The 26,622-nt window shown below is 47.9% G+C and carries 27 protein-coding genes; 12 read left to right on the plus strand and 15 right to left on the minus strand.

Annotation, left to right across the window (positions count from 1 at the left end; translation table 11 throughout):
- From Q0460_RS08120 to Q0460_RS08140, 5 genes are all read right to left on the minus strand, one after another.
- A partial coding sequence (locus tag Q0460_RS08120) for a beta strand repeat-containing protein (RefSeq protein ID WP_367178674.1) occupies positions 1 to 3,611 on the minus strand: 3,611 nt, incomplete at its 3' end.
- A 505-nt stretch (positions 3,612 to 4,116) separates the two neighbouring features.
- Complete coding sequence (locus tag Q0460_RS08125) at positions 4,117 to 4,920, minus strand: transporter substrate-binding domain-containing protein (protein ID WP_005870746.1); 804 nt, start codon at positions 4,918 to 4,920, stop codon at positions 4,117 to 4,119.
- Positions 4,921 to 5,019: 99 nt separating this feature from the next.
- Positions 5,020 to 5,826: a transporter substrate-binding domain-containing protein gene (locus Q0460_RS08130; RefSeq protein ID WP_299086279.1), complete on the minus strand. Its 807-nt coding sequence runs from the start codon at positions 5,824 to 5,826 to the stop codon at positions 5,020 to 5,022.
- A gap of 94 nt (positions 5,827 to 5,920) precedes the next feature.
- A complete protein-coding gene (locus Q0460_RS08135; protein ID WP_299086280.1) occupies positions 5,921 to 6,730 on the minus strand; it encodes a transporter substrate-binding domain-containing protein in 810 nt (269 codons plus the stop codon).
- A 413-nt stretch (positions 6,731 to 7,143) separates the two neighbouring features.
- Positions 7,144 to 7,647 (minus strand): hypothetical protein, encoded by a 504-nt coding sequence (locus tag Q0460_RS08140; RefSeq protein ID WP_297904971.1) that lies wholly within the window; start codon positions 7,645 to 7,647, stop codon positions 7,144 to 7,146.
- Positions 7,648 to 7,730: 83 nt separating this feature from the next.
- Between Q0460_RS08140 and Q0460_RS08145 the strand changes: the two genes are divergently transcribed.
- Positions 7,731 to 8,609, plus strand: coding sequence for an aminotransferase class IV (locus Q0460_RS08145; protein WP_299086281.1), 879 nt, complete (start codon positions 7,731 to 7,733; stop codon positions 8,607 to 8,609).
- Positions 8,610 to 8,655: 46 nt separating this feature from the next.
- Here Q0460_RS08145 and Q0460_RS08150 read toward each other — a convergent pair whose 3' ends face one another.
- The gene (locus Q0460_RS08150; RefSeq protein WP_299086282.1) at positions 8,656 to 9,621 is read right to left on the minus strand and encodes a DUF3137 domain-containing protein; all 966 of its coding nucleotides are present in this window, start codon (positions 9,619 to 9,621) and stop codon (positions 8,656 to 8,658) included.
- A gap of 8 nt (positions 9,622 to 9,629) precedes the next feature.
- A complete protein-coding gene (locus tag Q0460_RS08155; RefSeq protein WP_299086283.1) occupies positions 9,630 to 10,967 on the minus strand; it encodes an AAA family ATPase in 1,338 nt (445 codons plus the stop codon).
- A 56-nt stretch (positions 10,968 to 11,023) separates the two neighbouring features.
- On the opposite strand from Q0460_RS08155, the gene Q0460_RS08160 reads away from it, so the two are divergent.
- Positions 11,024 to 12,379, plus strand: coding sequence for an SH3 domain-containing C40 family peptidase (locus Q0460_RS08160; RefSeq protein WP_299086284.1), 1,356 nt, complete (start codon positions 11,024 to 11,026; stop codon positions 12,377 to 12,379).
- Between the two features lie 128 nt (positions 12,380 to 12,507).
- Here Q0460_RS08160 and Q0460_RS08165 read toward each other — a convergent pair whose 3' ends face one another.
- The 5 genes from Q0460_RS08165 to Q0460_RS08185 form a co-directional block, all read right to left on the minus strand.
- Positions 12,508 to 12,642: a hypothetical protein gene (locus Q0460_RS08165; RefSeq protein WP_299086285.1), complete on the minus strand. Its 135-nt coding sequence runs from the start codon at positions 12,640 to 12,642 to the stop codon at positions 12,508 to 12,510.
- Between the two features lie 426 nt (positions 12,643 to 13,068).
- Positions 13,069 to 13,299, minus strand: coding sequence for a hypothetical protein (locus tag Q0460_RS08170; RefSeq protein ID WP_299086286.1), 231 nt, complete (start codon positions 13,297 to 13,299; stop codon positions 13,069 to 13,071).
- A 70-nt stretch (positions 13,300 to 13,369) separates the two neighbouring features.
- A complete protein-coding gene (locus Q0460_RS08175) occupies positions 13,370 to 13,696 on the minus strand; it encodes an isoprenylcysteine carboxylmethyltransferase family protein (RefSeq protein WP_299086287.1) in 327 nt (108 codons plus the stop codon).
- Positions 13,697 to 13,794: 98 nt separating this feature from the next.
- The gene (locus tag Q0460_RS08180; RefSeq protein ID WP_299086288.1) at positions 13,795 to 13,932 is read right to left on the minus strand and encodes a hypothetical protein; all 138 of its coding nucleotides are present in this window, start codon (positions 13,930 to 13,932) and stop codon (positions 13,795 to 13,797) included.
- Between the two features lie 568 nt (positions 13,933 to 14,500).
- Entirely contained in the window at positions 14,501 to 15,520 is a 1,020-nt protein-coding gene (locus Q0460_RS08185; protein WP_299086289.1) for an ABC transporter substrate-binding protein, read from the minus strand.
- A 162-nt stretch (positions 15,521 to 15,682) separates the two neighbouring features.
- Here Q0460_RS08185 and Q0460_RS08190 point away from each other — a divergent pair, with 162 nt between their 5' ends.
- From Q0460_RS08190 to Q0460_RS08210, 5 genes are all read left to right on the plus strand, one after another.
- On the plus strand, positions 15,683 to 17,107 hold the full coding sequence (locus tag Q0460_RS08190; protein WP_299086290.1) for an SPFH domain-containing protein: 1,425 nt from the start codon (positions 15,683 to 15,685) through the stop codon (positions 17,105 to 17,107).
- 138 nt (positions 17,108 to 17,245) lie between these two features.
- Positions 17,246 to 17,548 (plus strand): hypothetical protein, encoded by a 303-nt coding sequence (locus tag Q0460_RS08195; protein ID WP_299086291.1) that lies wholly within the window; start codon positions 17,246 to 17,248, stop codon positions 17,546 to 17,548.
- A 230-nt stretch (positions 17,549 to 17,778) separates the two neighbouring features.
- Complete coding sequence (locus Q0460_RS08200) at positions 17,779 to 18,084, plus strand: hypothetical protein (RefSeq protein ID WP_299086292.1); 306 nt, start codon at positions 17,779 to 17,781, stop codon at positions 18,082 to 18,084.
- Complete coding sequence (locus tag Q0460_RS08205; RefSeq protein WP_299086293.1) at positions 18,045 to 18,521, plus strand: hypothetical protein; 477 nt, start codon at positions 18,045 to 18,047, stop codon at positions 18,519 to 18,521. Before Q0460_RS08200 ends, Q0460_RS08205 begins: the two co-directional genes overlap by 40 nt.
- Positions 18,522 to 18,639: 118 nt before the next feature.
- A complete protein-coding gene (locus Q0460_RS08210) occupies positions 18,640 to 19,380 on the plus strand; it encodes a sulfite exporter TauE/SafE family protein (protein WP_299086294.1) in 741 nt (246 codons plus the stop codon).
- 61 nt (positions 19,381 to 19,441) lie between these two features.
- On the opposite strand, the gene Q0460_RS08215 is transcribed toward Q0460_RS08210, so the two are convergent.
- From Q0460_RS08215 to Q0460_RS08225, 3 genes are all read right to left on the minus strand, one after another.
- A complete protein-coding gene (locus Q0460_RS08215) occupies positions 19,442 to 20,062 on the minus strand; it encodes a hypothetical protein (RefSeq protein WP_299086295.1) in 621 nt (206 codons plus the stop codon).
- A gap of 1,171 nt (positions 20,063 to 21,233) precedes the next feature.
- On the minus strand, positions 21,234 to 22,286 hold the full coding sequence (locus tag Q0460_RS08220) for a HAMP domain-containing sensor histidine kinase (RefSeq protein WP_299086296.1): 1,053 nt from the start codon (positions 22,284 to 22,286) through the stop codon (positions 21,234 to 21,236).
- Complete coding sequence (locus tag Q0460_RS08225; protein ID WP_299086297.1) at positions 22,283 to 22,963, minus strand: response regulator transcription factor; 681 nt, start codon at positions 22,961 to 22,963, stop codon at positions 22,283 to 22,285. The genes Q0460_RS08220 and Q0460_RS08225 overlap by 4 nt, the downstream gene beginning before the upstream one ends.
- Before the next feature lie 98 nt (positions 22,964 to 23,061).
- Between Q0460_RS08225 and Q0460_RS08230 the strand changes: the two genes are divergently transcribed.
- From Q0460_RS08230 to Q0460_RS08250, 5 genes are all read left to right on the plus strand, one after another.
- Positions 23,062 to 23,739 (plus strand): CsgG/HfaB family protein, encoded by a 678-nt coding sequence (locus Q0460_RS08230; RefSeq protein ID WP_299086298.1) that lies wholly within the window; start codon positions 23,062 to 23,064, stop codon positions 23,737 to 23,739.
- A gap of 9 nt (positions 23,740 to 23,748) precedes the next feature.
- The gene (locus Q0460_RS08235; protein WP_299086299.1) at positions 23,749 to 24,243 is read left to right on the plus strand and encodes a DUF4810 domain-containing protein; all 495 of its coding nucleotides are present in this window, start codon (positions 23,749 to 23,751) and stop codon (positions 24,241 to 24,243) included.
- Positions 24,240 to 24,920, plus strand: coding sequence for a DUF799 domain-containing protein (locus tag Q0460_RS08240; protein WP_299086300.1), 681 nt, complete (start codon positions 24,240 to 24,242; stop codon positions 24,918 to 24,920). The genes Q0460_RS08235 and Q0460_RS08240 overlap by 4 nt, the downstream gene beginning before the upstream one ends.
- Positions 24,921 to 24,938: 18 nt before the next feature.
- On the plus strand, positions 24,939 to 25,394 hold the full coding sequence (locus Q0460_RS08245) for a DIP1984 family protein (RefSeq protein WP_299086301.1): 456 nt from the start codon (positions 24,939 to 24,941) through the stop codon (positions 25,392 to 25,394).
- Between the two features lie 419 nt (positions 25,395 to 25,813).
- Entirely contained in the window at positions 25,814 to 26,500 is a 687-nt protein-coding gene (locus tag Q0460_RS08250) for a tyrosine-protein phosphatase (RefSeq protein WP_299086302.1), read from the plus strand.
- Positions 26,501 to 26,622 lie beyond the last annotated feature (122 nt).

A 26,622-nucleotide genomic window follows, 5' to 3' on the forward strand; every position in this document is an offset into this window, starting at 1 on the left:
CCGCTCTTTAAGCTAGCTAAGCTTGCTGCTCTGGTTTCTGCGAAGGATTTGGTATTAGAATTTACGCGCGCGCTAGGAGCCGAGGAAGCATCGAATCCTAAATTTAGATAATTGCCGCTTTGATAAATTTTAGGGTTATAGCTTAGGCTTACTCCTACATTTAGCGTTGCGTGCATATTAGCTGCGTTAGGGGCTATAAGGCTGCCGCTTCCTTGCTTATCTATTAGATGAATCTCGCTGCTTGGACTTAACGGGCCGCTTACTCCGCTTATATAAGCCGTGATATTGCCGACATTGCTTAGATCGGTATTAGCCGTAGGATCACTTAGGGTAAGTACGCTATCGCCTGCTCTAATGGAGCTAGGAAGGAAAAAATTTAACCTGTCAAAGCCGCTAATATTTTTAGCGCTTAAGGAATTTACTACCGCAGGAGAGCTATTGCTAGCTCCTATGTTAAGGGTGTTACCGCTACCGCTTGCGCTTATTATGCCTACATTATGACCGCTGATAAAATTTAACGTATTGTTTGCGCCTGCTGCGTGGATATTTCTAGCGTTAAAATTCTTATCTTCTCCGGCCTTGCCTATATCTATGTTATTTCCGTTAAGACCGCCAGCACCAAGATACTTTTGCAGTTCATCCGCATCAAAGTCTCCATTTATGGTCTCGTTGGTCTTAATAAGCTTTTGGATATAAAGCTCCTTCTCATCCTCGCTTATATGCATACCGCCTATGTTTCTGCTAAAGGTATTGGCATCTTTTATGACATAGTTTTTATTTAGCTGAGTTACGTAGCCCTTATCTTTAAAACGCGGATCATATCCGGTAAATTTACCGCCTCCGCTTTTATAGGCAAGGGTGTATTTCTTATTATCGCCATCTGGATAGCTTGCATTGTTTAAAGCGTTAAATTCACTTGCTGAGTTTACGAATATATCGGTACCGCTTAGATCGGTATTGCCGGGACCCGTTAAATTTAAAGCTCTTTTGGTACTTGATGAAGTATCGTTTTCAATCTCGCCAAGGGAGGCTAAGTTGAATTCCAATTTATTGAAATTTACAAAATTCCCTGCATTTAGGCCATTGCCTGAGTTTGAAGATAGGATATTTAAGCTGTTGCCCGAATTGCTAGCGTTTGCGCTAGATACTCCGTATATCGTGCCTGCTACGCTACCGCTTCTGAAATTTACTACGTTGCTGCTGCCGCTAGTAGCTTCCGCTGCGTAGACGTTGCCAGCAACTTGCGTGTTGCCGTTTAAATTTACAGTGTTGGAGGAAGCGGTGCCGCTAGCCTTTCCGCCGTATACGCTTCCGCCTACGTTTACCGAGTTAAGAGTTATGGTGTTGGAAATCGCGCTGTTTCCCTTGCCACCTACCGCCATTGCTCCTACGCTGCCGTTGTTTATAGTTACGATATTGGATTTGGCTTCTCCGTTGCTAGTATTGCCGCCGTAAATGCTATTGTGGATTATCGTAGCATTCGTAGTTAAGCTATTGTCGTGGACGTTTCCGCCTCCGCCGCTATTATGGGCGTTGGCAGCGTTTACGTATTTAACGTCTATTCCGCTTGCTTCAAAAGTTACATGGTTATTATAAATTTCTTGCGGGGTAGCGGAATTTGAATATCCTCCGTTGATCTCGCCTATATTGCTTCCGCCCTTGATCTTGGCATAGTTATCGTGGACGCTTTTGCTTCCATCGGTAGCGTCGTCTCTGCCCGAGCTTATGTTTTTGCCGCCTAGATTGTCTGCATTCTCCTTTACTATTACGGTGTTTCCTTTATTGCCAAATAGCTCAGTAGCGCCCGCAGCCTTGTTGGAATTTTGATTTTGCATTAGCTCGCTTTGATCGAAGTTGGGGTCTATCCAAGAGCGAGTTAGAGTGCCCTTTTGCATGATTAAATTCTTACTGTTTTCGACCTCGATCGTGGTGCCGGTGATTTGATAGTGATCTTTGTCGGTAATCGTATAAATTTGATTATCTTGCACGGTCTGCGCGGCTCTGGTGATCGTGCCGCCGCCAGAGTTGTGGATCAGATAGTACTTTCCTTCGCCTAGATCTGATTTTATACCCTCTATCTTTGTGCCGTTTAAATTCGTATTGCCGCTAGTAGTTAAGATAAGCGGCGCATCGGCTTCAGTATCAGAGTATAAATCATAAAAATTTATAGAGCCGAAATTTTTAATATCCTTGGCTTTTTTCACACCGCCGCCGACCCAATTTTGGATATGTAAGGTATTAGTTTTATCTGAATTCTTATTGCTGCCGTAGATTGTACCGCTTATCGTGCCGCCTCTAAAATTTACGTTACTATTTTCGACGCTGCCGCTTGTAGCATAGCCTGCATAGACGTCTCCTGCTATCGTTGTTCTTTCTTTATTGATATAAACGACCGCATTTTTGACGCTTCCTGCGCGTGCGCCATAGACATTGCCGCCTACGTGCACGCCTTTGTTGGAGTCTGACGCTCCTAGAGTAACTCTATCGCCATCCGATTCGCCTGCGATGCCGTTTGCTGCCGCGACATCGCCTTTTACTGTACCTTTTATAAGATCAACTACGCTTCGCGAGCTTGAGGCGCCGCCCAAAGAGCCCGTGACGCTGCCCACTATCGCATCGTCATTGTTCATTTCTACGCGATTTGCGCTCATTGCGCTAGCGCTATTTGCTTGACCGCCTACTACTTGGTAATTTTGCGCTTTTAGCTTTGCGCTTATGGATACGGAGTTTGCGCTAGAGTTTCCGCTTCCGCCCGCTGCGCCCCAAATTCTACCGCTACCGCTTAAAGTAATAGTGCTTGTACCGCCGTAATAAGGCGCCGTTATATTGACGCTATTAGAGTTACTTTGCCCCGTGGAAGATTGAGCGCCGAATATATCGAAGCCCCCTCTAAACGTGCCGCCTTTGATAGTTATTCTATTTGATAGGGCATCACCGCCGCCGCTTACTATGCCGCCTACGATTACATTTGTAACGGAGCCGTTACCGATAGTGCCTCCGTCGATTGTTACGGCGTTAGAGGAGGCTTTTTTGTCCGCTCCGCTTCTGCCGCCGATGATATTATAATGTCTATTTGAGCTGCCGCCGAAGTTATCGGCATTTCCCGTAATTTCGGCGCCGTATTTTACAAAAACCTGATTTCGCGTTGCTTCACCTTCATTGCCTGTTTTAGATGCCGCTATGCCTTGCCCGCCCACGACCAAATTGACCTTAGAGCCGTTTTCCAAACTAACATAATTATCCGATACACCCTTAGCCTCGGCGCCTATTGCGATACCCACGTAAGCGTTTGCGTCTCTAATCGTAAGTCTATTGTTGGAAGCAGAGTTCAACTCGGTAAAGCCAGCGATCCCGTCGCCGCTTCCTCCGCCGTAAATCACGCTGCCGGAGTAATCCGTCCCGCCGCTTGCAACGCCCGTAATCGTCGTAATATTGCCGTTCGGGCTGGTGCTTCCGCTGCCGCTAGTATTGCCGCTAAATCCCGCCGAATATAGATTATTGTGGGTGTGGATAAGCGGCGGATTAGAATCTGCATTGCAAAGCGCTTGTGTGGGTGCTAGTGCGAGCACCGCTGCGAGGCTAAGCATAGAGGAGCAGATGGATTTTTTCATATATTGATCCTTTGAAATTCGTAAAGTTTGCGATTATACATAAAAATAGATCAGTTTGCAATATGAAATTTTAAAGAAGCGCTGATCGGTTTTTGACAGAGGGGGCTACGTTTGTAATTTTAAGTAATAAAAATTTACTCTTTGCACAGAATAAATTCCTGGCTGTGAAATTTAATCCTTTTTTAGGGGGGGGTATTTCGAGTGGATTGCAAGTAGTAAAAAAATCCCAGCAAGAGGATTTTTAGTAAAATTTGAAATAATAAAAATCTGAGCTAAGTTAATTCTGGCAATTTCAAGCTGCCATGGAATTTATGCAGGGTAAATTTTTAAACGAGCGGAATTTTATATAAACGCCGTTTCGCCCGTGAAAAAGCTTTTTTAAAAAATTTAAACAAGCAATATAATATTGCGCGATAAAATTTTATGTGATCCATGCTGCAAGAGCTAAAGCATAGCAAGCAGGAGATAAAATTTACGTGATAAATTTTAAAATAAGCCGCAAATCCTACAAGAAGCTGTAAATTCCATCTAGCAAGAAATATCTTTTATCCGCAGCGCCGTGATAAAATGGATTAAAAGTTCCTTCGTATGCCTTTTCAAAAAAGCCTTCTTTGCTTAGTTTTATAAGCTCTGCATTGACGAAATCCAGTAGTTCTTTATTGCCCTTCTGCACGCCAATACCCATGAAATCGGGCTTGCCTAGAGTTTTAAGCGGCACTTCTACCTCGCTATCGACTACCGGATATGCCATCGCGATTAGATTATCGGTCGCGTAGGCGTCCACGTCGCCGTCTTTTAGCATGCGGTAGCATTCTCTGGCGATCTTACAAAATGTAAAATTTCCAAAACCCTCTTGTTTAAAAAATGCCTCGCCCGTACCGCCGCTTTCGAGTAAAATTCTTTTCTCCCGTAGATCGGCTAAGGATTTTATTCTATCGGCCTTGCGGGTTAAAACCCCAAGATTTACCGAAAAATACGGTGTTGAAAAATCGATCTGCTGCGCGCGTTCAGGCGTAATGGTAATTGTAGCGATGACGATATCTACGCGGTTGTTTACTAATGCTGGAATTCTATCCTCGACCTTCATCGGCACAAGTTCGATTCTGCCGCCTTTTTCGCCGAAAAGATCATTTGCTATGGCCTGTGCCATCGTAACTTCAAAGCCCTCGAAAGTTCCATCGTTTAGCTCGCTAAAAGGAGGCTGTCCGTCGTAAACGCCGATGCGAACGACGCCTTTTGATCTGATCTGTTCCAGACTATCGGCGAAAGCAACGATAAATGGTAGTAACATTGCAAGAAGCAATTTCATGGCAAATCCTTAAATTTAATCTCTTTTCCGCTTTAAACGAAGCAGAAAGTTTTATTTACTAAAATTCTAAAAGCCGGACTCAAAATTTAAAGCAAGCTCTTAGAGCATATTGTAAATTCCATCTAGCAGAAAATATTTCTTATCCGCTGTACCGCGATAGAATGGATCAAAGCTCTGCTCGTAGGCCTTTTTGAAAAAGCCCTCTTTGCTTAGCTTGATGAGCTCTGCATTGACGAAATCAAGTAGTTCTTTGTTGTCCTTCTGCACGCCGATGCCGATAAAATCGCTAGGACCTAGGTTTTTAAACGGCACTTCCAAAGTATCATCGATGACGGAATATGCAAGCACGATGAGATTGTCGTTTATATAGCCGTCCGCATCGCCATTTCGAATCATTTCGTAGCATTCCTTAGCCGAAGCACAATGGCCTAAATTTTTAAATCCCTTGGTTTTGAAAAATTTTTCGGCTACTGTCGCATCGCCTTCGAATACGATCTTTTTATCATGAAGCTGCGCGATATCGGTAAAAGCATCGGCTTTGCGCGTTAATATGCCTAAATTTACGGAGAGGTAGGGGAGGGAGAAATCGATCTTTCTTTTTCGTTCGTTGGTGATGCTAAATAGACCGATCACCAAATCAAGCTTATTTGCCTCTAAAAATGGAATTCTATCATTTACGCTTAGTGGGATGAACTCGATTTTGCCCTCTTTTTTGCCGAAAATTTCTTTAGCGATTGCGTTTGCAAGATCGATTTCAAATCCTTCGAATTTGCCACCATTTGACTCGCAAAGCGGCGGATGATCGTCGCGCACTCCGATGCGAATGATGCCGTTTTGTCTGATTTGATCTAGGCTATCGGCAAAAAGCGCCGCACAAAATAGAGCCGCTATAAAAAGTAGTTTCATTTTATGTCCTTAAAATTGGATTTCGCATATTATCCGCTTATCATAAATAACGTTTTAGTCGAAGCCGTTAGATAAAACACTGCTAAATTTCGTCCTAAAATATGGCATAGAGCCCATCTAGTAAGAAGTATTTTTTATCTGCAGCGCCTTGATAAAATGGCTTGAAAGTTTCATCGTAAGAACGTTCGAAAAAGCCTTGTTTACTAAGCGCAACCAGCTCTTTATTTATCAGATCAAGCAATTCGGTATTGCCTTTGCGCACCCCGATGCCTAAGAATTCCGGATTACCTAGATTTTGGATTGCTACTTCTAAATTGTCGTCGATAATGGAATAAGCTAGTACAATGAGATTATCGTTAACGTAAGCATCGGCTTTGCCTTGTTTAAGCATATCGTAGCATTCGGTAGTAATGGAGCAATGGATTAAATTGTGGATTTTATTTTTATACAAAAAATTTTCTGCCGTAGTACCGTTTCCCTCTACTAAGACTTTTTTGTTTGAAAGATCGTCTATGCTTTTGATGCCGTCGCTTTTACGTGTCAAAACTCCCAAGCTCATCGAAAAATATGGATAAGAAAAGTCGATTTGCCTTTTTCTATCTTGCGTTATAGTGATGGTCGCGACTGCAAGATCTACCTTGTCATTTTGTAATGCAGAGATTCTATCGCTGGCGTTTAGAGGGACGAACTCGACTCTACCGCGCTTATCACCGAATATGCTCTTAGCTATAGCGTCTGCAAGGTTGATTTCAAAGCCTTCGAAATTACCACTTTTTTCATCACTGAAAGGCGGCCTACCATCACGAACACCTATTTTAACGACTCCGGCAGATCTGATCTGCTCCAAACTGCCCGCAAAAACACCGCTGCAAAGTGCAAAAATAATGCAAAAAAGTAGCTTCATAAACTATCCTTTTCTTAAATTTAATATTATCCCTTAGATATTGTGTGATTTTACCCTAAAATAGTTAAACATAACTTCAATTACATAATGCGGATTGCTAAATCGGCAGTAAGTGGACGAGATTTATAATTTAAGAAGCGATAGATAAAATTTTATGAAGTGAAATTTAGCCGTAGCGAAATGTCGCTCAGGAAAGTATAAGCTTTGATTAAAATTTATATATCGTAATCTATGGCGCAGTTTTTGCAGTACCGACATAGAATTTTAATTTGGAATTCATCCATCGTACCGCTTGCTTTTCGAGCCGGAATTTTTACGTCTTGTCCACGCGCCGCATATTTCGCAATAAAATTTTAAAATTTGCTTGGGTTGAAATGCTGTTTTATGTTATAAAATTTTGTGGTATTTTAAAACTATTTTTCGCCAACTTCTACGATTTTGCTTAGCACGTATTGTTCTAGCTCGCGTCTAGGCACGTCATTTTTGAGCGCTTCGTTGTAGATATTTTCGACTATGCGGCTGTATTTTTCGTAAGGAAAGTAGAGGAAATGGTTCGCCCAAGCGCGTTTGATGAGCTCGTGGGTTAGCTTTTTTCTAGCCCACGCTTTAAAGCAATCAAATCCGATAAAAACCGCCGACGTCGCTATGATCGTAAATAAAATGGAGAAGTGAAAGTCGATCTTTTCAAACATCGCGTGCGTCAGCGTTATCAAAAACATAACACAGACGAATGCGAAGCAAGCGAAGATAACGTAGGATTTGCCGTAGTTAAATTTAAAATTTAGCTTCGAAGGATCGACGAGCATTCCGTCGTTAAACTCGGCGTTGGCTTCGAGTAGATCGCGGAAGAGCACCGGCTTGTGCGATACATGAAACATAATTTCTAAAAGCCTATCTTTAAAATTTGATTTATCCATCGGAGTTCCTTCGATTTTTGCGGCATTATATCTTAAATTAAATTGTTATAAGATAAAATGATGCGAAATTTCAAGGAGCGATTATGTTTGAAATCAGCGGAATGAGCGGCGATGAGATAGTTTATATTAACGGCAAGTTTTGCGCGGCGAGGGATGCGGCGATAAGCCCTTTCGATCGCGGTTTCGTGCTTGGAGACGGCATCTATGAAGTAGCGCCCGTGGTAAATTCTAAAATTTGCGACAGAGCGGATTTTTGGGAGCGCTTTGAGCGCAGCGCCACGCAGATCGAGCTAAAGATCCCGTATTCTCGCGAAAAATATGAGGAAATTTTATATGAGCTCATCGCGCGTAACGGCGTGAGCGAGGGCGCTTTCTATACTCAGATCACAAGAGGGGCCGCGATGCGCGATTTTGATTACGTCCGCGGCATAGAGCCCAGCGTCTTTGCTTTCGTCTATCATACGCAAATTTTTGATAATCCGCTCGCAAAAGAGGGGATCGAGATCGTAAGCCTGCCCGAGATCCGCTGGCATAGGCGCGATATAAAATCGATCTCGCTTTTAGCTCAGTGCATTTTAAAGCACGAGGCCCACAAGGCGGGTGCTTATGAGTGTTTTTTGATCGAGGATGGGCTAGTTACCGAGTGTTCGAGCTCCAGTGCGTTTATAATCAAAGATGACGTCCTTATCACGCGGCCGCTTTCAAACGACATACTGCCTGGCATCCGCCGCAAGGTGATCTTAGGCCTTGCCGAGCAGGCGGGGCTTAGCGTGCAGCAGCGAGCGTTTGGAATGAGCGAGGTTTATGAAGCCGATGAGGCATTTATCAGTGCGGCGACGCTGATGGTGCTGCCGATCATAAAGGCTGACGGCAGGGCGATCGGCGGCGGTGCGGTCGGCAAATACGTACCGCGCCTGCGCGAGATGTACGCGGCACGGCTAAGAGCCGAAGCGGGACTGTAATAGGGCGGTCAAATTTAGCCCGTTAAATTTAAACTATGCGGGCTGATTAAATTTTGCTTTCTAGCTCGCCGGTTATGCGGCCCAGCTCGCTTACTAATTCTAAAATTTCAGCCAGTTCGTATTGGTGAGCATATGTCGTTCCGGTAGTTGGAGGTATTCTAAATAGCTCTGTTTCGAAGCGGTTCGGCGCGCCGTTTAGAAATAGGTAAAATTTATTATCCATAAATGCCGCACTGATGCTAAATTTATAATAGTATCGCTTCAGCTCATTTAGTCGCTCCATCAACGTAGGCGTCAATAGATAGCGAGCTTCGACCTTGTCGTCAGCAAACACGCGAAATTCGCTATTAAAAACGACGTTGTCCATTAGCTCCTTCTCGCCTAAAATTTTTGTATTCAGCTCGCGGCTTGCCAAAATGGTTCGGGAGTAAAATTTCTTACTAAACTCGCATATCAGCACGCTACCGCTAAAATCCATATACGCATCATATAAGCTCATCGCAAGCGAAGCCAGCTTCGCATAAGTATTGTCTATGCCCAGATCGTAGTTCTTTTTGATTCTAATCGCCTCGCTAAGGCTAAATTTTACCCCATCCCATTCGCCTTTTATCTCATCTTCGCTGATAAAATCGGAGTTTGCAAAGATCCCCGCTCGCCTAAATTCCTTCGCGCTTATGCCGCGGCCTGGCGAATAAGTAAGCTGCGGATACGCCTGCGAGATCGCCGTGCGCACCAAAACTTTTTTGTAAAATAGTTTATGTTCATAAGCGGCGTCCGCAATGCCGTCGTAAATGCAAGCAACATAAATAATCAAAAGCACCGCGTAGATAAGATAGACTTCGATCATCTTGTAATCCGTATCATCGTCTGTTTTAAATACCGCATCGATCGCAAACATTATGATAAACGGAAACAGATACAAAAATGCTATCTTGGCATAGATCATCACTACCTTGCAAATACACTTTTTTTGTTTGGCTCTACTTAGCGCTATCGCCCTGTCTAGTTGCATACGTTTCCTTAAATTTTTTGATCCAAAATTTTATAAAATTCATTCTCTTGATAAAATTTCACCACAGCCTCGTCTACGCTTGCGTTGCGCTGCAAATACCGCAACAAGGGCTCTGTGCGCGTATATATCACCCTGAGCCCCGCAAGGCTCGTCGCGCGCGAAAGCGCCACGTAGAGCTGCCCTTTGGCGAAGATCCTGTCGATGTCGCAGATGAGCTGCGGAATGCTCATGCCTTGGGATTTGTGGATCGTGATGGCGTATGCGAGCTTTAGCGGGAACTGATAATACCGCGCCATCACGATCTGCTCGGCATCCGCGCCGCTTGCGGCGATCTCGCTTAGTTCGTATGTTTGCAGCCCCACGCGGCTTAGTATGCCAGAGGGCTTTTTTACGACCACGCTTTCGATCTCGTCGCCGGCGCTTTTTTCGATCTTTTCGACGACGCCCTGCTCGCCGTTAAAAAACTCGCCGCTTTTATTTGCGGTAAACAGCACCTTTGCGCCCTCTTTTAGCGTCAGACTTTGCGGCGTATTTAGCGAGGCGATCCATTTTTGAATTTTCTGCTCGCTCACTCCGCTTTGTAGCGCTTCATAAACGCCTCCAAAGCTGCTCTGCGGTGCGCTAAGCTTGGCTAATCTGGCGCTATTTATCGCATCTACTTCGGCGTTTCGGCCCGAGATTATTGTAGCGTTCGGCTCAGCTCGCGCGGCATCGATGATCAAAGATCGCATCAGCTCCGCCGTCTGCTCGCTTGGGGTGCCGAGCCGCAGCTCGCAAAGCAGGCGGTATAGCGCCGCATCTGCGGTGCGCTTGGAGCCTATCATCTCGACGTAAAAAAACTCGCACTGCCTCCACGCATACGAGCCAAAGGCGTAATCCGAGTCGCTAAATAGGCTCGCGCGCGGCGCTCTCTCGCCCTCTTTGCGCACCGGCGGAAGCTGATAAAAATCGCCCGTAACGAGCAGCCGTCCGTTAAATTTAGAATTTGAAATTCTAAGATAGATCATCTCGAAAAGCTCGGCGCCGATCATCGAAATTTCATCGATCACGATGAGATCTGCGAGGGCTAAAATTTTTCGCAGCTCGCTTAGTTTGCCGCTTTGTTTGCGATCGAAACCCTTTAGTTCCTCGTGGTTTTTGCAAATGCCGAAGCGGAAGAAGCTATGCACGGTCACGCCGCCGATCTCTACGGCGCTGATGCCAGTGCTGCCGAGTACGATGACGAGCTTGCCGCGAGCGCGGTAATCTTCGATGAGCTCTTTTATTACGTAGCTTTTGCCCACGCCTGCGCCGCCCGTGATAAAAATATTGCGATCTTTTAGTTTTTGGATGATGAAATTTATCAAGTTTTTTCCTATTTTTTGGCAAAATTATAGCCAAAATTTTTTAAAAGGCATTTTGTTTGAAACGACTAGTATCTCTTATCTTCGCAGCTTTGGTTCTTGCAGGTTGCGCTACCCATAAGTTCATCCCGGAAAATCCCGCTGTTTTGGATCTTGAATACGCTCAAAACAGCGAGCGGCTGCCGGCTCCCGCTTCGGTGCAAAACATAAGCGGAAGCGCGTTTAAGAGCCGCTATTTTAAAATTTGGTTTGATGATGCGCCGATTAAAGCCGAAATCGACACGTTTTGGGGACTTAATTACGCCAAGGGACGCCACTTTGACGCCGCAGGCAGGATATATAACGACGCGATCTATCAAAGTATCCGCATAAATGCGAACGAAGAGGCGTTCGGACTAATATCTGAGCCCGCTATAACGGTAAAAAACGCGCTGCTGCGAAATATTCCAAGCGACTTGCCGATTTTCGGCGATCCGAGCGAGCCGGGGGAGGGCGAACCGTTTGATTACGCCGCAAATTCCGCCGTGGGCGTGGGCTATCCGATGCTGCTGTCGCATTACAGCAGAGACGGCGCGTGGGCGTTCGTACGCAACGACGGCGTGTGGAGCTGGATCAGAAGCGACGCGATAAAGCGCATCAGTCCGCAGCAGGCGGATATCTACGCAAATTCTAAATTTATAACGATCCTGCGCGACGGCGCCGCCATTTATGACGAAAGCGGTGCGGAGCTTTTTAGGGCACGTACCGGCACGATCCTGCCGTATGATTTTAGCGGCGAGCGCGATCTTGGCGGCACGCTCGGCGTGCGGAGCGTATTCGGCGGCGAAATTTTAACCCAGTTTGGCAGCAAGAGATATTTCATTAGCGCGGATGATGCGAGGCTTTGGCCTGCGCTGCTTGATGAGCAGAACTCAAAGATCGTAGCCGCTAGCCTGCTCGGGCAGAAATACGGCTGGGGCGGGTATAAATTTCTTCGCGATTGCTCGCTTATGACGAAAGATTTTTTGGCGAATTTCGGGCTGTGGTTGCCGCGAAATTCTAAGGCGCAATCGGCTCGCGGCGAGCGTTTTTCGCTGGCGGGGATGAGCGCGGATGAAAAGCTTAGCTTCATCGGCAAAAACGGCATAGCGTATAAAACCTTGCTGTATATGCCCGGCCACGTGATGCTCTACGTAGGGCAGGTGGACGGCAAGCCTGCGGTGCTGCACGATATCTGGGGGCTTCGCACGATGGATGGCGGACGTGCAGTCATCGGGCGCACGGCGATTACGTCGCTTACTATCGGCTCGGATCGCGCCGACATTGCCGAGGATCGCCTGCTGATATCGCGTATCAGCGCGATGAGCGTGCTTTCAGGCGAGGAGGACGGCGCTTTGGACGATAAGTTTGGCTCTGCGGATTTCGGTGCGAATTAAACGCTGTCTCGTAAAAAATAAAGAGCAGGTTACGGGCGATGGCCTCAGAAAAAAGCAAGCGACGAGAACCGGATGCATGTAAAAAAGAGCGGACCGCGCGCTACTGAGATGAGTGCTAGCCATCGCCGCTACCGAAAAACGATGTCTTGTTTGTGTATGCAGGCGCGAACTGCTGCCGCTATGGATAGAAGCTCGCGGGTATAAGCGCGCTCGCCGCCGCTAACCCTCGTGTAGGGCGCGTTTTTTAGATGCGCGATGCTCATCTTTTCAAGCGCCTGCTCAGCTAGCTTTTTATCCGCCGCGCAAAGCTACAAAACAGCGGCGTCCTGCACAGCGCGCCCATCAGAGCGACGTCAAAGACGCTATAGTCATACGACGGCGCGTGCGTCTGCGGCACGTAGGCGACGAGGGAGGCGAACTCGCGTTTGCCGTTTCGTCGTGCCTGCTCGGCGCATCGCTAAATTTTACATTTCGTGTCTTCATCGCCAATATACGCGCCCTTGCGCCGTCGGCAAAATTTTGCTTTAAAATTTCGTTTGAAATTTTAAAGGAGCCGTAGCGAGCCGGTAAAATTTCATTCGCTCGGCTCTTAAAATTTTAAGAAGCGCTTTTTCGCTAAATGTGCAGACGGCTCTAAATGCGCCCAGACTTCAGCCGAAGCTATTTTTCGCCGCAAGCGGGAGCGTGCGTCATTTGCCGTCCGGGCCTAGGCCGTGCAGTATGTATCCAAACTCCGCGCCGCCTACGAGGATGATTTGGTTGTTTGCGTTCCAAAGCGAGGCGACTTTATTTACTTTCTCCGGTAGCTCGACGACGTTTCTGCGCATATCTTTAACCGTCCTCGGCTCGCCCGCGGCGGCGTTTAGACAAAACGCTAGAAACAAAGCGGTGACGAGCGCCAAATTTTTCCTTACGAACACACTCTCTCCTTGGTGCCAAAATTTTATAAAACGTCTAGGGCTGCGGCATGCCCTAGGTTTTACCCTCCCCTTAGAAAAACAAAAAATATCGCGGCGTTTTGCGTTTATACTTTAGATACTCCTGTCCGTAGGCTCGCTCGCAGTAGCGCTCTTCACCCAGGACCACAAGATGGTTGTATATGGCAAAGGGCACTATCGCTATGAGTAGCCACAGCGACGCCGAGGCGACGCAAACGCCCGCCATGCCGAGGAAATAAAAGAAATACATCGGATTGCGCGATAGGCGGTAGATGCCGTCCTGTGCGGTCTTGTCCGCAGGGGCTGCCGCATAGTCGTAAAACGCCTTGATGAAGCCCGCAAAAGCCTCTACGTAGATCATCGCTCCGATCCAAAACACGCGCTGCCCGTCTTAAGCGGCACGAACACCGACAAACTAAGCAGCGCTACTTGCAGCAGCGAGCTTATGATCGCATTTCTCTTGTCTGCGAGCGTGTATCATGAGGTATCGGTGGCGCGTTTGCCGACCTCTTTGTAGATAAACATATACGCGAACTGTATCAACACCATTGCAAATGAGGGTATCCAAGCGCCCGCTAGAGCGGGCTCAAGCGTCGTAAAAAATGAAATTTCCATGACCGCCTCTTTCGCTTTAAATTTTATCGCGCAGTTTTGTTTTGCCCTTTTTTGCTCGCCGTAGGTTTAAATTTTACTCCGTCTTTGACTACATATTCGGGCGCGCTGTTTGTTCGGTACGCCGCCCGCCGCAGATGTCGCTTGCTGAGGTAATGTGACGGCGATACCGCTCATTCGGGCATCGGACGAGGTTCGTTTATGCACAATTGGCATTCGCACTTTGACAGTGCTCGCGGTACGGTGGCGTTTGCTTAATTAGGTGATATGAAACGCCGCTTATCCAGGCATCGGCGTCCATAACGGGCAACGATAAACTCTACGCTTTACACAGGCGCCGTTTATTTGATATCGATGCACCCTTTGATTTGGCGTTCGGCATCAAGACCGCTTATTTGGCGGGACGATCCGCCCTCAAGAGCCGACAAAATCGCACTCCGCTCGGCGCCGATGCACCGCCGCACAATGAAACATTCTGTGCCGATGTGCCGCCGCCTACTACACGATGAGCATTCGGCACGGGTTTTGCCTGCTAGGTGCAGCGCTGACGCCGTTGCTTCGGTGCCGCGTCTTATTTACCCTCCGGGCTAAGTCCTTTTAAAATATATCCAAATTCCTCGTCGCTTAGCTCGTAATTCATAAATTTTTTATAAAACGCCTTCGTTTCGGCCTTTATGTCGATGTCGGCAAAGAGCTCCGGCTGGATGGTTTTCGCCGCCCATAAAATTTGAAGCACCGTATCCGCGCCGTATCGATCCCAGTTAAAAACCCCGCGCGGATTGCCGTAAACGCGCCCGTTTTTGACCGCATCCGTGCCGCTGTAAACCGGGCTAGCCTTGATCTTCTCTACCGCATCTTCGTTGTGATCGCCGCCCACGATTATGATCTGCGGGTTGCTCGCGATGATCTCCTCGGCGGTGATAGTTTTCATCGGGCCTTTTGTAGCGGTGATCGCATTCGTTCCGCCGGCTAGCTCTATCCATGAGTCGATCAGTGTGCCCTTGCCGTCGATCTTTAAAAGATCGCTTCCGCCTACGATGTGAAGGACGCGCGGACGCTTGTCGGGGCTTAAATTTGCGGTGCGGCCGCTAACCAAAGCGATATTTTTATCGAGATTTGCGATCAGATCCTTCGCTCTTTGCGGTGCGTCGCCGCCTAGCATATCGCCGCACATCCTGATGCTACGCCTCATCTGCTCGTAATCGCTAAAGCTCGCCTTTAAAACAGTAAAGCCCTGCTTAGCTAAATTTTCGCCTGCCAGTGCGGTTGGGACGATGACTACGTCGGGGTTACGGCTCATTAGCTCCTCCAAATTTACATCGTTATTTTTTAGCAGTACTGGGATCTGCGCCAGGCGCGGATAAATTTTAAGAAACCATGCGTTTTTGCTGATATTATCGGTGGTAGCGACGATCTTATCCGCTCCGCCCAGAGCCAGTAAAATTTGATTGTTCGAGTGCCAGAGTGCCGCGATACGCTCAACTTTTGCGGGGATTTTGACTTCGACTCCGTCCATATCTCGTATGGTTCTATAATCGGCAGATATCGCAAATAGCGCGCTTGCCAACAGTGTAAGTAGAATTTTTTTCATCTTAGACCTTTCTTTCGGACGTTAAAATATAGATTGCAATATTACATAAAATCTCATTAAAATTGCGTAAATTTTAACCGCCGCCGTTGCGATCATTTATTATTTTTCAAAGTAAATTTTTATATAATCCATTTTAAATTTAGCATTTTTAAAGGAGAGAAAATGGATGAAATTTTATATTTGATAGGTGCCGCCGCTGGGATTTTAGTGGTGCTTTTCATCATCGTGCCGCTGTTTTTCAGGCGCATAGTGGAGACGAATGAAGTTCATATCGTCCAAAGCGCGCGCAAGACGACGAGCTACGGCAAAGATACCGGAAACGGCAACAGCTACTATGAATTCCCAAGCTGGGTGCCGGTGCTGGGCGTTACGAAGATCGTTTTGCCCGTCTCTGTTTTTAGCATCAAGATCGAGGATTACGAGGCGTATGATCTAGGCAGGCTTCCTTTCGTCGTCGATATCACGGCGTTTTTTAGGATTATGGATTCAAATTTAGCTGCGCAACGCGTCAATAATTTTGAGGATCTTAACAATCAGCTTAGAAATATCATTCAAGGCTCGATCCGCTCGATCCTTTCGAGCCGCGTGCTTGAGGACATCTTGCAGATCCGCTCCGAGCTCGGAGATGATTTTACCAAGGCGGTAAAGACGCAGCTGCAAAACTGGGGTATCGAGCCCGTTAAAAACATCGAGCTGATGGATATCCGAGATAGCAGCGGCAGCAAGGTCATCTTAAACATCATGGAGAAGAAAAAATCCCAGATCGAAAAGGAAAGCCGCGTCGAGGTTGCAAACAACACCAAGCTCGCTCAGATCGCCGAGATCGAAGCCGCGCAAGCGACCGAAGTGCGCCAGCAGGAAGCTAATAAGATGGTAGGTCTTAAAACCGTCGAAAACGAGCGAGAGGTCGCGATCTCAAAGGAGCAGGCCGAGCAGCTCATCAAGGATCAGCAAAAGATCACGCAGGAAAAGGCGATGGAGGTCGTGCGGGTGAACGACGTCAAGCAGGCCGAGATCAAAAAGCAAGTGGAGATCGTAAAGGCCGAGCAGGAGCAGCGCAAGATCGAGATCGACGCCGAGGCGCGTAAAAACGCCAAAATCCGCGACGCCGAAGCGATCAAGGAAAATCAAATTTTAGTAGCGCAAGGCGATAAAGAGAAGCAGTTTCTCGCCGCCGCGGCGCTTTTGGAGATGAAAGATAAGGAGGCGCAGGGTACGCTAAAGATAGGCTCCGCAGAGGCCGAGGCGCTTAGACTGAAGGAGCTCGCGCCCGTAAACGCACAGATCGAGCTGGCGCGCGAGATCGGCGAAAATCAGGGCTATCAGACTTATCTCATTTCGATCAAACAGATCGAAGCGAACCGCGACATCGGCCTAGAGCAGGCCAAGGCGCTAAGCGCGGCGGATCTTAAGATCATCGCGAACGAAGGCAGCGTGGGCGAGGGGATGAGCAAATTCGGCGAAATTTTAAGCGCCAAGGGCGGCACGCAGCTAGCCGCGATGCTTGAAGCGCTAAATCAAAGCGAGGTCGGCAAAAAGGTGCTGGATAAAATTTCAGGCGCCAAGAGTGAGGACAAATCCGAGTAATATTCGCAGTCTTGGGCGAGTAAAATTTTAAATTTATACGCTAGCCGCGCTGCGGACGAGAGTAAATTTGAGTAATAGCTGGTGTGAGATTATTACACTCTTGATAGGAGCAAAATTCTGGGGAGTAAATTTTGGGTAATGGCTAGCGGCACGGCGCGGGCGAGCAAATTTGAGCGGTCTGTCCGCTCGGGCGGTTTGGCTGTCCGCACTTGGATAAAATTTAAGACGCTAGTGGAATTTAAAGGTTGCGAAATTTCAAATACTCGCGAAATTTCGGATTTTAGTGGGATTTTAAAACGCCGCGGAATTTTAAATATCGTGGAATTTAAATACCTCGAAATTTTAAACACTCATAAAATTTCAGGCTCTCGTGCGCGAGCATTAAAGACGGCGCGGTATCACAAGTATTCGCAGAGCGCCGAAACTGCGGGTAAATTTTAAAAAATTGGCAAGGTGAGATTTAAAATTTAGGCGCGGGTGCATAGCGCTCACGGATTGCACTTAATAGTTGTAGGTTTCCGCCTAATGCTTGAGCTCTGCCGCCTAGCGGTCAAATTTTGCCGACTAGCGAGGCTAAATTTATTCGGTTCGCATGAAATTTTAAGAAGCGCGAGCTGTTGGCGGCAGCGCAAAATTTAACCCGCCCGCATAAAATTTTTAAGGAGCGCACGATGGCAAACGCCGTAAATTCCGCGCAGTATCAAGCGCGCATCAAGCAGTCGGAAGCTCTTTTTGAGGGGCAAAATTTTACCCGGCGCCAAACGATAAATTTAGGTAGCGGATATGAGATCGTAAAGGACGCATATAAGCTCGGCGCGGCAAGCTTTGGCGGCGGCGAATACACGCTGTTTGGCGCGCCGCAGATAATAAGCTGGCGCTGCATAGACGACGGAAATGGCAGCTGCGTAGCCCATCTCAAAAGCTACGCGATAAAAACTTGGCGCTGTATAGACGATCGGGCGGATTTTTCAGCCTGATCCGCCACGCAAACGGCAAATTTTACCTCGTCTTTCGCCAGGATCTATACGGCTACAGCGTGCTTGAATTGGATCGCGGGCGGATCATGCGCTTCATGCCGGACGCCTGGACGCTCGGCAAGGAGAGCTTTATCTTTAGCGGTGCGCGCTATCTGCGGGATTGGGACGCGCTGGCCGTGAGCGGCTGCTATTGGGCGGCTCCAAACGGCGTGCATTTGGTGAGCTTTGCCGAGCCGATGAGCGAAGAGCAGAGATATGTAGACGTTTTAGACTGCATACAGGGCGGTTACGACATCTACGAGCAGGCTGATTTTGCGGGCTTTGAGGGTAATGAACTGAGCCTAAAATGCTTCCGCGCGGACACCTTGCGATATGAAAAAGTAAAAATTTCGCGCGAGCAATACCACGAATGGATGCGCAAAGCAAAACGGCTATAAGGCTTAAATTTGCTAAATTTCGCGCTTAAATTTCAAGGCTTGCAAAACGGTAAAATTTAAAACAAGCCGCAAAAAGCGGAATTCAGAGAGATCAAAGGGGCTGAAATAAGGAATATGGATGTTTTTTGAATACATTTTAATCGGCGTTGCGGTAGGCTTTATCAGCGGATTTTTCGGCATCGGCGGCGGCACGGTCGTAGTGCCCGTGATGATGCTCTTCGGCTACGATGTCAAGTACGCCATCGGCATTAGCATCATGCAGATGATTTTTAGCTCGATCTTCGGTTCGTTCGTAAATTTTAAAAGTAAAATGCTAGACGTCGCGCCCGCGCTGGTGCTGGGGCTCGGGGGCTTTTGCGGCGCGCTTAGCAGCGGCTTTATCGTAAGCTATTTTTCGTCAAAATTCCTTCTGGGCACGCTTATTTTGGTGCAGATCATAAATTTAATCAAACTCTTCAAAACCCCGACCGAGCCCGCGGGCGAGGCCAACGAATCTAAAATTTTGCTCTTTATCGTGGGGCTGTTCGTCGGCGCCGTGGCGATCAGCGTGGGTATCGGCGGCGCGGTATTCGTGATGCCTATTTTGATCAGTTTTTTAAACTACGACATCAAAAAGGCCGTCAGCACGGGGCTATTTTTCGTGATATTTTCCTCAAGTGCGGGCTTTATTAGCCTCTCCGCGCACGGACTCGTATACTACGAAATCGGCGCGTTGCTCGGCGTCGGCTCGCTAGCCGGCGTTTACGCGGGCGTCAAAACCTCGCACAGGATCGGCAAAAAAGCTCAAAAGCGCTGGATGATCGCACTTATCGTCACGATACTTTGCGTGACGATCAAAAAATTTATCGCCCTAAACTAGGGATATTCGTTTTGCCTGCCACGCCTAAATTCGGCCTAAAGAGTGCTTTAAATTTTAAAATTTAAACTCCGTCCGTTTGCGCGAGCGATTTTTGAAATTCGTATTTGAAATAAAACGTCCACGCAAGCGGACAGAGGATTATTAAAATGACGGCTACGACTTCGGCGGCTTGCGCATGAAATATTACAAATAAGGCACCTATGTAGTTAAGAACATAGGCAAAACCCCAAAATACCGCGTTTGAGCGGTCGTTTGATGTTTCGGTTGCGACTAAATAGATGCAAATGCAAATTAGCGAGGCAATCAAAAAGGCTTCAAGGACGCCTAGCTTTTGGTAGTTTACGTCCGAAGCATAATATCCCAGCGCGCAAGACGCCAAGATTATCGCGAGTAAAATTTTGCGTAAAATTTTAAGCGATTTGACTTTAGGCGAAGCATAGATTATATGCGCGCAAAGAGCTATAAAATAGGCACCCGCGACAAAATCGAAAAATATGTAATAAGCGAATTCTCCAAATATCCCCAAATCATAGCCGCTTCCTAAAATTTTTTCATCTACGACATATATCGCACCGAATTTCGCCGCTAAAAATGCGACCGTAAGCAGGATCGGGTGTAGTAGCGCCCTGCCTGCGAGCAGGTCCGTGCAAATGCGCCCGAGGAAATTTATCAATCTTTTCACGCTAGGCTCCTTTGAGATTTTGCCGCTTGCGGCATCTTTCGTGAAATTTTCGCCCGTCTGGGTCGAGTTTAAATTTGATCTTAAATTCGGGATAAATTTTAGCTTGAGAGCTTTTAAAAATCGCTTAGCGGCGAAAGCGGCGAATTTGCGTGCTTGGGAGCGGGTCGCGTATTTTGGAATTTAGCCGTTCAAACCATTTCCTATCGCAAGCTGTTTTGCGGGCGAGCACATATTACGAAAAAGCGCGGATGAAATGGGGCGGAATAGGCTCATTTGTCCATTCGTAGTATTTAAAATTTTTATTCGATTTTAGTTGCGCAGCTGGTTTATCCGCGGCGGGTTTGCGCACAGCGAGGTTTGCGTGCGGTATCGGCTTGCACGTAGTGAGGTTTGCGCAACAGGCGGCGGATAAATAAATTTTGATTTATCGTTAGCGAGGGTGTGCCCTATTTTGCAGCGGATGCGAGGCAGGGCACAAATTTTATAAATTTTCGGCAGATCGCCGAGCTCAAAGCGTAAAATTTACGCACCTATAATCACAGCCGACAAAAGCCCCCATAAAATGGCCTCTATCGCTAACACTGAGTGAAGTACGGCCTTACTCATCGCTTCTCCTTTGTTTTTAATTTCATTATTTGCTCGGTTCGGGCTGCTATGGGCGTGCCCGATCGATCTATGAGCGGGATTATATAAGATGATTGTGTTCTTAATGTGTCTTTTGAAATTTAGGACAAAATTTCTCCGTTCGTTGCAAAGCGCAAGCGAGCGGCGGCAGATTTCAGGCAAAATTCGGCCGTCTGTGTTAAGGCGCGGAAAATTTAAGCGAGCTTGCCGCTCGCCGTAATGCGCGGTAAAATAGTAGAGGGCAGCAAAGTCGCAGCGTGCGGTAAATTTAAAGCAGATTTCCGACCTCGTCGCGGCGCGCGAGGCGTCCGCGGCAAATCGATATAAAATTAAAGCAGAATTTTTTGTGAATGCGGCGCGCGACACGCCCGCGCTTTTTTGCGCCGTCAAAGCTTGTATCATCAAAGGACTGCATCGGCTAGGATTGCGCCGTCAGGGCTCGTATCGTCAAAGCTTGCATCGGCGCGACTTGCGCCTGTGGAGCGAAATTTTACAGCGAGCTATGAATTGCAAGACGCAGCTCATCCGCACCGTCTTGATCTGAAATTTAAAGCGGAATTTTAACGCGCGCCTCGGTTCCGACGCCCGGCTCGCTTTCGTATTTGATCTGTCCGCCTAAAAGATCAAGCGCCGTGCGTACGATGCTAAGCCCAAGCCCGCTGCCGAGCTCCTTGTGCGATTCCTCGCACTGATAAAATCGGTCAAAAATTTTATCCAGCTTCTCGCACGAGATGCCGATGCCTTCGTCTTTGATGCTCACCTGCGCAAAGCTATCGCAAGCGCAGCAACGGACGAAAATTTTACCGCTCGGCTGCGAGTATTTAAGCGCATTTTCGATCAAATTTCGCCAAATTTGATTTAGCAGCCCCGCGTTTGATCGCACGCTAAGCGGCGACAAATTTAGCTCAAACTCGCGCTCTCCGTAGCTTTGGCTCAGCGATATGATGCATTGCCTAATCTGCTCGTCGATACGTACCGTCTCATCTAGGCGCACCGCCGCGCCGCTATCAAGTCTCGTTAGCTTTAGCATGTCGGTGCAGAGCTTGCTTAAGCGGTTTGCTTCCGCGCCGATGGAGGCTGCGTATCGCACCGCGCGCTCCTCGCTCACGCCGCCCTCTATCATCTCGCTTAACGCGGCGATTGAGGAGATCGGCGTTTTCATCTCGTGCGAGACGTTTGAGACGAACTCCTTTTGCAGCTGCTCGTGCTTTTGCAGCTTCTGCGCCATTTTATTGACGTTTACTACAAGCTCGTCCAGCTCGTGCATATAGACGTAATCTGTGCGATGTCCGTGCAGCTTGCGCTCGGCGCGCGCCTCAAAATCGCCGTTTGCGATCGCAGTGATCGCGCCTAGTAGCCGCTTAATCGGGCGAAATAAAATTTTAAGTCCGAAGTAAAGCAGGGTAAAATTTAACGCCATCGTGATTAGGCAGATGATCGCACACAGCGCCACTCCGTCCCAAAAGCCGCCGATCTTGCCGCCGATGCCTATATAAAAAAGCATGCAAACCGCGAAGCAGACGATGAAATTTATCACGCCGAATGCGAGCGAAGAGTAAAACGCGATGAAGCTTTTTAGGCTGATGAGGTATTTTTTCATGCTCGTTCCTTTTTTACCGCTTTGTAGCCGAGCCCGCGCACGGTGATTATCTCAAAGTCCTTGGAGTTTTCAAATTTCGCCCGTAGCTTTTTGATGTGCGTATCGACGACGCGCTCGTCGCTGTCTGTTTCGTAGCCCCAAATTTCGCTCATTATCTCAAATCTCGTAAAAATTCTGCCCGCGTAGCTTAGCAGCAAAAACAAAAGACGAAATTCCTTCGGCGCTAGGCTTATACGCTCGCCCTCGGTGCGGACGCTTAGCGTATCATAATCAAGCTCGCTTCCGCCGATGAGAAGTCGCTTTTCGTTCGCGATCTTAGCTCGCCTTAGCAGCGCATGCACGCGCAGCACGAGCTCTTTTAAATTTATCGGCTTGCTCATATAATCGTCCGCGCCGCTTTTAAAACCCGTCTGCATATCCTCGATCTCGCTTTTTGCCGTTATAATCAGTATCGGCTGGCTCTTGCCGTCGCGCCTAACGTATCTGCTAAGCTCAAAGCCGTCCATCTTAGGCATCATCACGTCCGAGATGATCAGATCGAAGTGCGCCTCGTCTAACGCCTCTGCCGCCTGCTTGCCGTCGAAGGCGCAGCTCACGCTAAAGCCCTCATCAAGCAGCTTTTCTCTTATCGCCGAGCTCAAAACCTCATCATCTTCGACTAGTAAAATATTAAGCATCATCGCTCCCGTTTTGCTAAATTTATGCGCTTAAATTTATACATAAAATTTTAAGAAACAATGAGATATTATACGTAAATTTTTTCAAGGAGTAAAGAATGAATTTCAAAAAAACCATATCGGCTGCCGTTATTGCGGCTTCGGTGCTGGCGTTATTTAGCGGATGCGCGAAAGAAAGCTCTCGCGTAGTGCAAACCCCTACGGTATCGAGCTTAAACACCAACTACTCGGGCGAGCGGATCGCCGTGTCGGTAGGACGCTTTAACAACCAGTCCTCTTACAATAACGGCGTATTCTCCGACGGCGAGGACAGACTGGGCAACCAAGCGCAGACGATTTTGATCTCGAGCTTGCAGCAAACAGGACGTTTCTCGGTGCTTGATCGCACGAATATGCGCGCCATCAAAGAGGAAAGCGCAATCTCCAAAAGCGCGCAAAACTTAAAGGGCGCCAGATACGTTATCACCGGCGACGTGACTGAGTTTGGCCGCAAGACGACCGGAGATCATCAATTGTTTGGAATTTTAGGCAAAGGAAAAACCCAAACCGCGTATTCTAAAGTAAATTTAAACATCGTTGACGTCAGAACGTCCGAGGTGGTCTTTTCGACTCAGGGCGCGGGCGAGTATGAGCTATCAAACCGCGAAGTGCTAGGTTTCGGCGGCACTGCGGGTTATGATTCGACGCTAAACGGCAAGGTGTTAAGCCTGGCGATCATCGAAGCGGTCAATAATCTCGTAAACGGCCTTGAAAACGGCGCGTTTAAAGTGAGATAAGGATTAAATTTGAAAGCGAGCAGCGCTCTTGCTCTTGCTGCTGCGGCCGTGATCTTTTGCGGCTGCGGCGGCGGGACGCGGAATCAAATTTATTACTGGGACGGCAGCTACACGGACTCGACCTATCAGTATCTGAAGCAGGAAGGCAACGTAGGCGAGCAGATCGAAGCGCTTGAAAAATCTATCCAAAAGGCATACGAAAAGGGACTAAAAGTCCCGCCGGGGCTTTATTCGCATCTGGGGCTTTTGTATCTAAGCGCGGGCAACGGCGCGAGGGCGAGAGAGAACTTTGAAAAAGAAGCTCAGGCTTTCCCCGAATCAAAGCCGTTTTTGACCTTCGTTACAAACCCCGCCGCGCTTAAAAAAGCTGAGGCTGCGGCCAAGCCCGGCGCCGATAAAGCCCAAGGATCAAGCGGACGCGAAGCCGCCAAAGCAGCCTCTGCAAAGCAAGGCAAAGCTGCCGCAAAGCAGGGCGGTAAAACGAATAAAAAGGCTAAAAAATGAAAAATAAAGCTCAAATAGCGATTTTTAGCGTATTCGTGGCGCTGTTTTTTAATGCGTGCGCTCTAAGCGAGCCTGAAATTTACGACTACTCGGCGCTTCAACAGGCTAAGCCGCGATCGATTTTGGTGCTGATGCCGAGCAACGAAACAACTGAAGTGGATGCAGGTGCTGCCGTGCTTGCCAACGCGATCTATCCGCTAAGTGAAGCGGGGTATTATGTATTTGATCCAGCGCTCGTGCATGAGACCTTCAAAAATAACGGAATTTACGAGGCTAGCGACATCCAAAATGTCTCCGCGCACAAGCTAAGACAGATTTTCGGCGCAGACGCCGTGCTGTATCTGAACGTCGTCAAATACGGCACTTCGTATATGCTTATCAAAAGCACGAACGTGGTGGCGGTCAATGCCAAGCTTGTGGATTTGCGAAGCGGCGCGATGCTCTGGGAGGGCTCGGCGCAGGTCAGCGACGACTCGGGCGGAGGCGGTAACAATCTCGTGGGTATGCTGATCTCCGCGGTTATTAAGCAGGTTAGTGATACGATCACCGATGCGGGATACAAGCTCTCTGCGAGCGCAGATGCGATGCTGCTAGCTCAGAACTGCAACAAATGCTTGCTCTACGGCCCGTATTCACCGCACTACGGACAAGATCGACAGCTTGGCGGCGGCAAATAAATTTTAAAAAGGACGAAAATGAAACTAGCCGAGACGCTGATACTGCGCGCCGACATACAAAAACGCATCGAGCAGCTAAAATCAAGGCTCGCGTACAATGCAAAGGTGCAAGAGGGCGAGAATCCTAGCGAAGAGCCAAAGGCGCTACTAGCCGAGCTGGATGCGCTTACTGGCGAGCTTGAGCGGCTAATCGTTCGGATAAATTTAACCAACTGCACCGCAAAAGCGGACGGCAAGAGCCTAACCGAGCTCATCGCCAAACGCGACGTACTCACGCTAAAAGCGGGCGCGCTGCGAACATTCGCGCAAGCTTCTGCGCAAAAAGTGGACGTTTATTCGCGTAGCGAGATTAAAATTCTAAGCACGGTCGACGTCGCGGCGCTGCAAAAGCAAGTAGATGAGCTAGCTAGGCAGATCAGACAGCTTGATACGACGCTGCAAAGTGCGAATTGGCAGACCGATCTGATCGACTAAAGCGTCGAATTTTTCGGTGAAATTTGAAAGAATTTCGCGAAAAATAAAATTTCGGGTAAGTATCGCAAGAGGCGAGTACGAAACTCACCTGCGAAGCAGGTTTATGGCAGCGCTCGCGGAAACGGGCGCACCCCTTTTACGATTTATTTTCAGTAAATTTACAGGGGCAATGTAACTACGCAATGTAACTACCGCGTACTGATCTAGCGATACCGAGGGTGGGAACGGGGAAATTTAAAACGAAATTTTGATTTTACGGCGCGATTTGCAGGCTTGCGGCGAAATTTGACGGCGATTTGGGCAGGCTTGACGCTCAAATTTTACGTTAAATTCAGGCGCGCTTGCCATTTTGCATTTTGACAGCCAAGCGTCAAATTTTACAAAAATTATAAAATTTAGCCAAATTTAAAGGATGAAATTTGAAATTTAAAACCCTTACGCTAGCGATCGCATTTTTCTTTGCAACCGGCATACACGCGGAGCTTGCGATAGATGCGAATTCCATAAATTTTAGAAAAACGAGCGGCACGGAACTAAATCTCGCGGACGTAAAAGACGCTAAATTTCAAAACGCGCATTTTAAAAGCGCAGATACCGCAGCGCGCAACACAAACCCAAACTCATCGCAAAAAGCAACCCTCATCGACGAAGCTAAAAATTTCTATCGCGTAGACGAGCTGCTGTTTCGCAGCGCTCAACTTGACGGAAGCGACGCCGCGAAGCTGCACGAGCTTGGCATCAAAAGCATCGTAAATCTGCGCCATTTTAGCAGAGGCGGCGACAGAAGGGCGTTTGGGGATCAATTTTGGCTCGCGAACAAGCCGCTTCAAAGCTGGGAGATAAAACCCGCGCAGATCGCGGACGTCTTGCGCACCATTCGCGAGCGCCAAAAGGAGGGCGCCGTGCTCGTGCACTGCTATCACGGAGCCGATCGCACGGGGCTTGTGGTGGCGATGTACCGCGTGATCTATCAGGGCTGGAGCCTGGAGGCCGCACGCAGCGAGATGATAGACGGCGGATACGGCTTTCATCCCATGTGGCAGGATATCGCGGGCTTTTTGACGCCGCAAAACGAATCGCTCGTAAGAGCCGAACTTGGAATCTAGACGAAATTTCGCCCGTCCGATCAGACGGCGTGAAATTTGTAAATTTAATAATGACAAAATGCCGTTTATAACGAAATTTTAGAATACGAGCTATGTATATTTTCTGGGGCGAGGTTCGGGAT

It is taken from the genome of uncultured Campylobacter sp. (assembly GCF_937980635.1).
GTDB lineage: Bacteria > Campylobacterota > Campylobacteria > Campylobacterales > Campylobacteraceae > Campylobacter_B.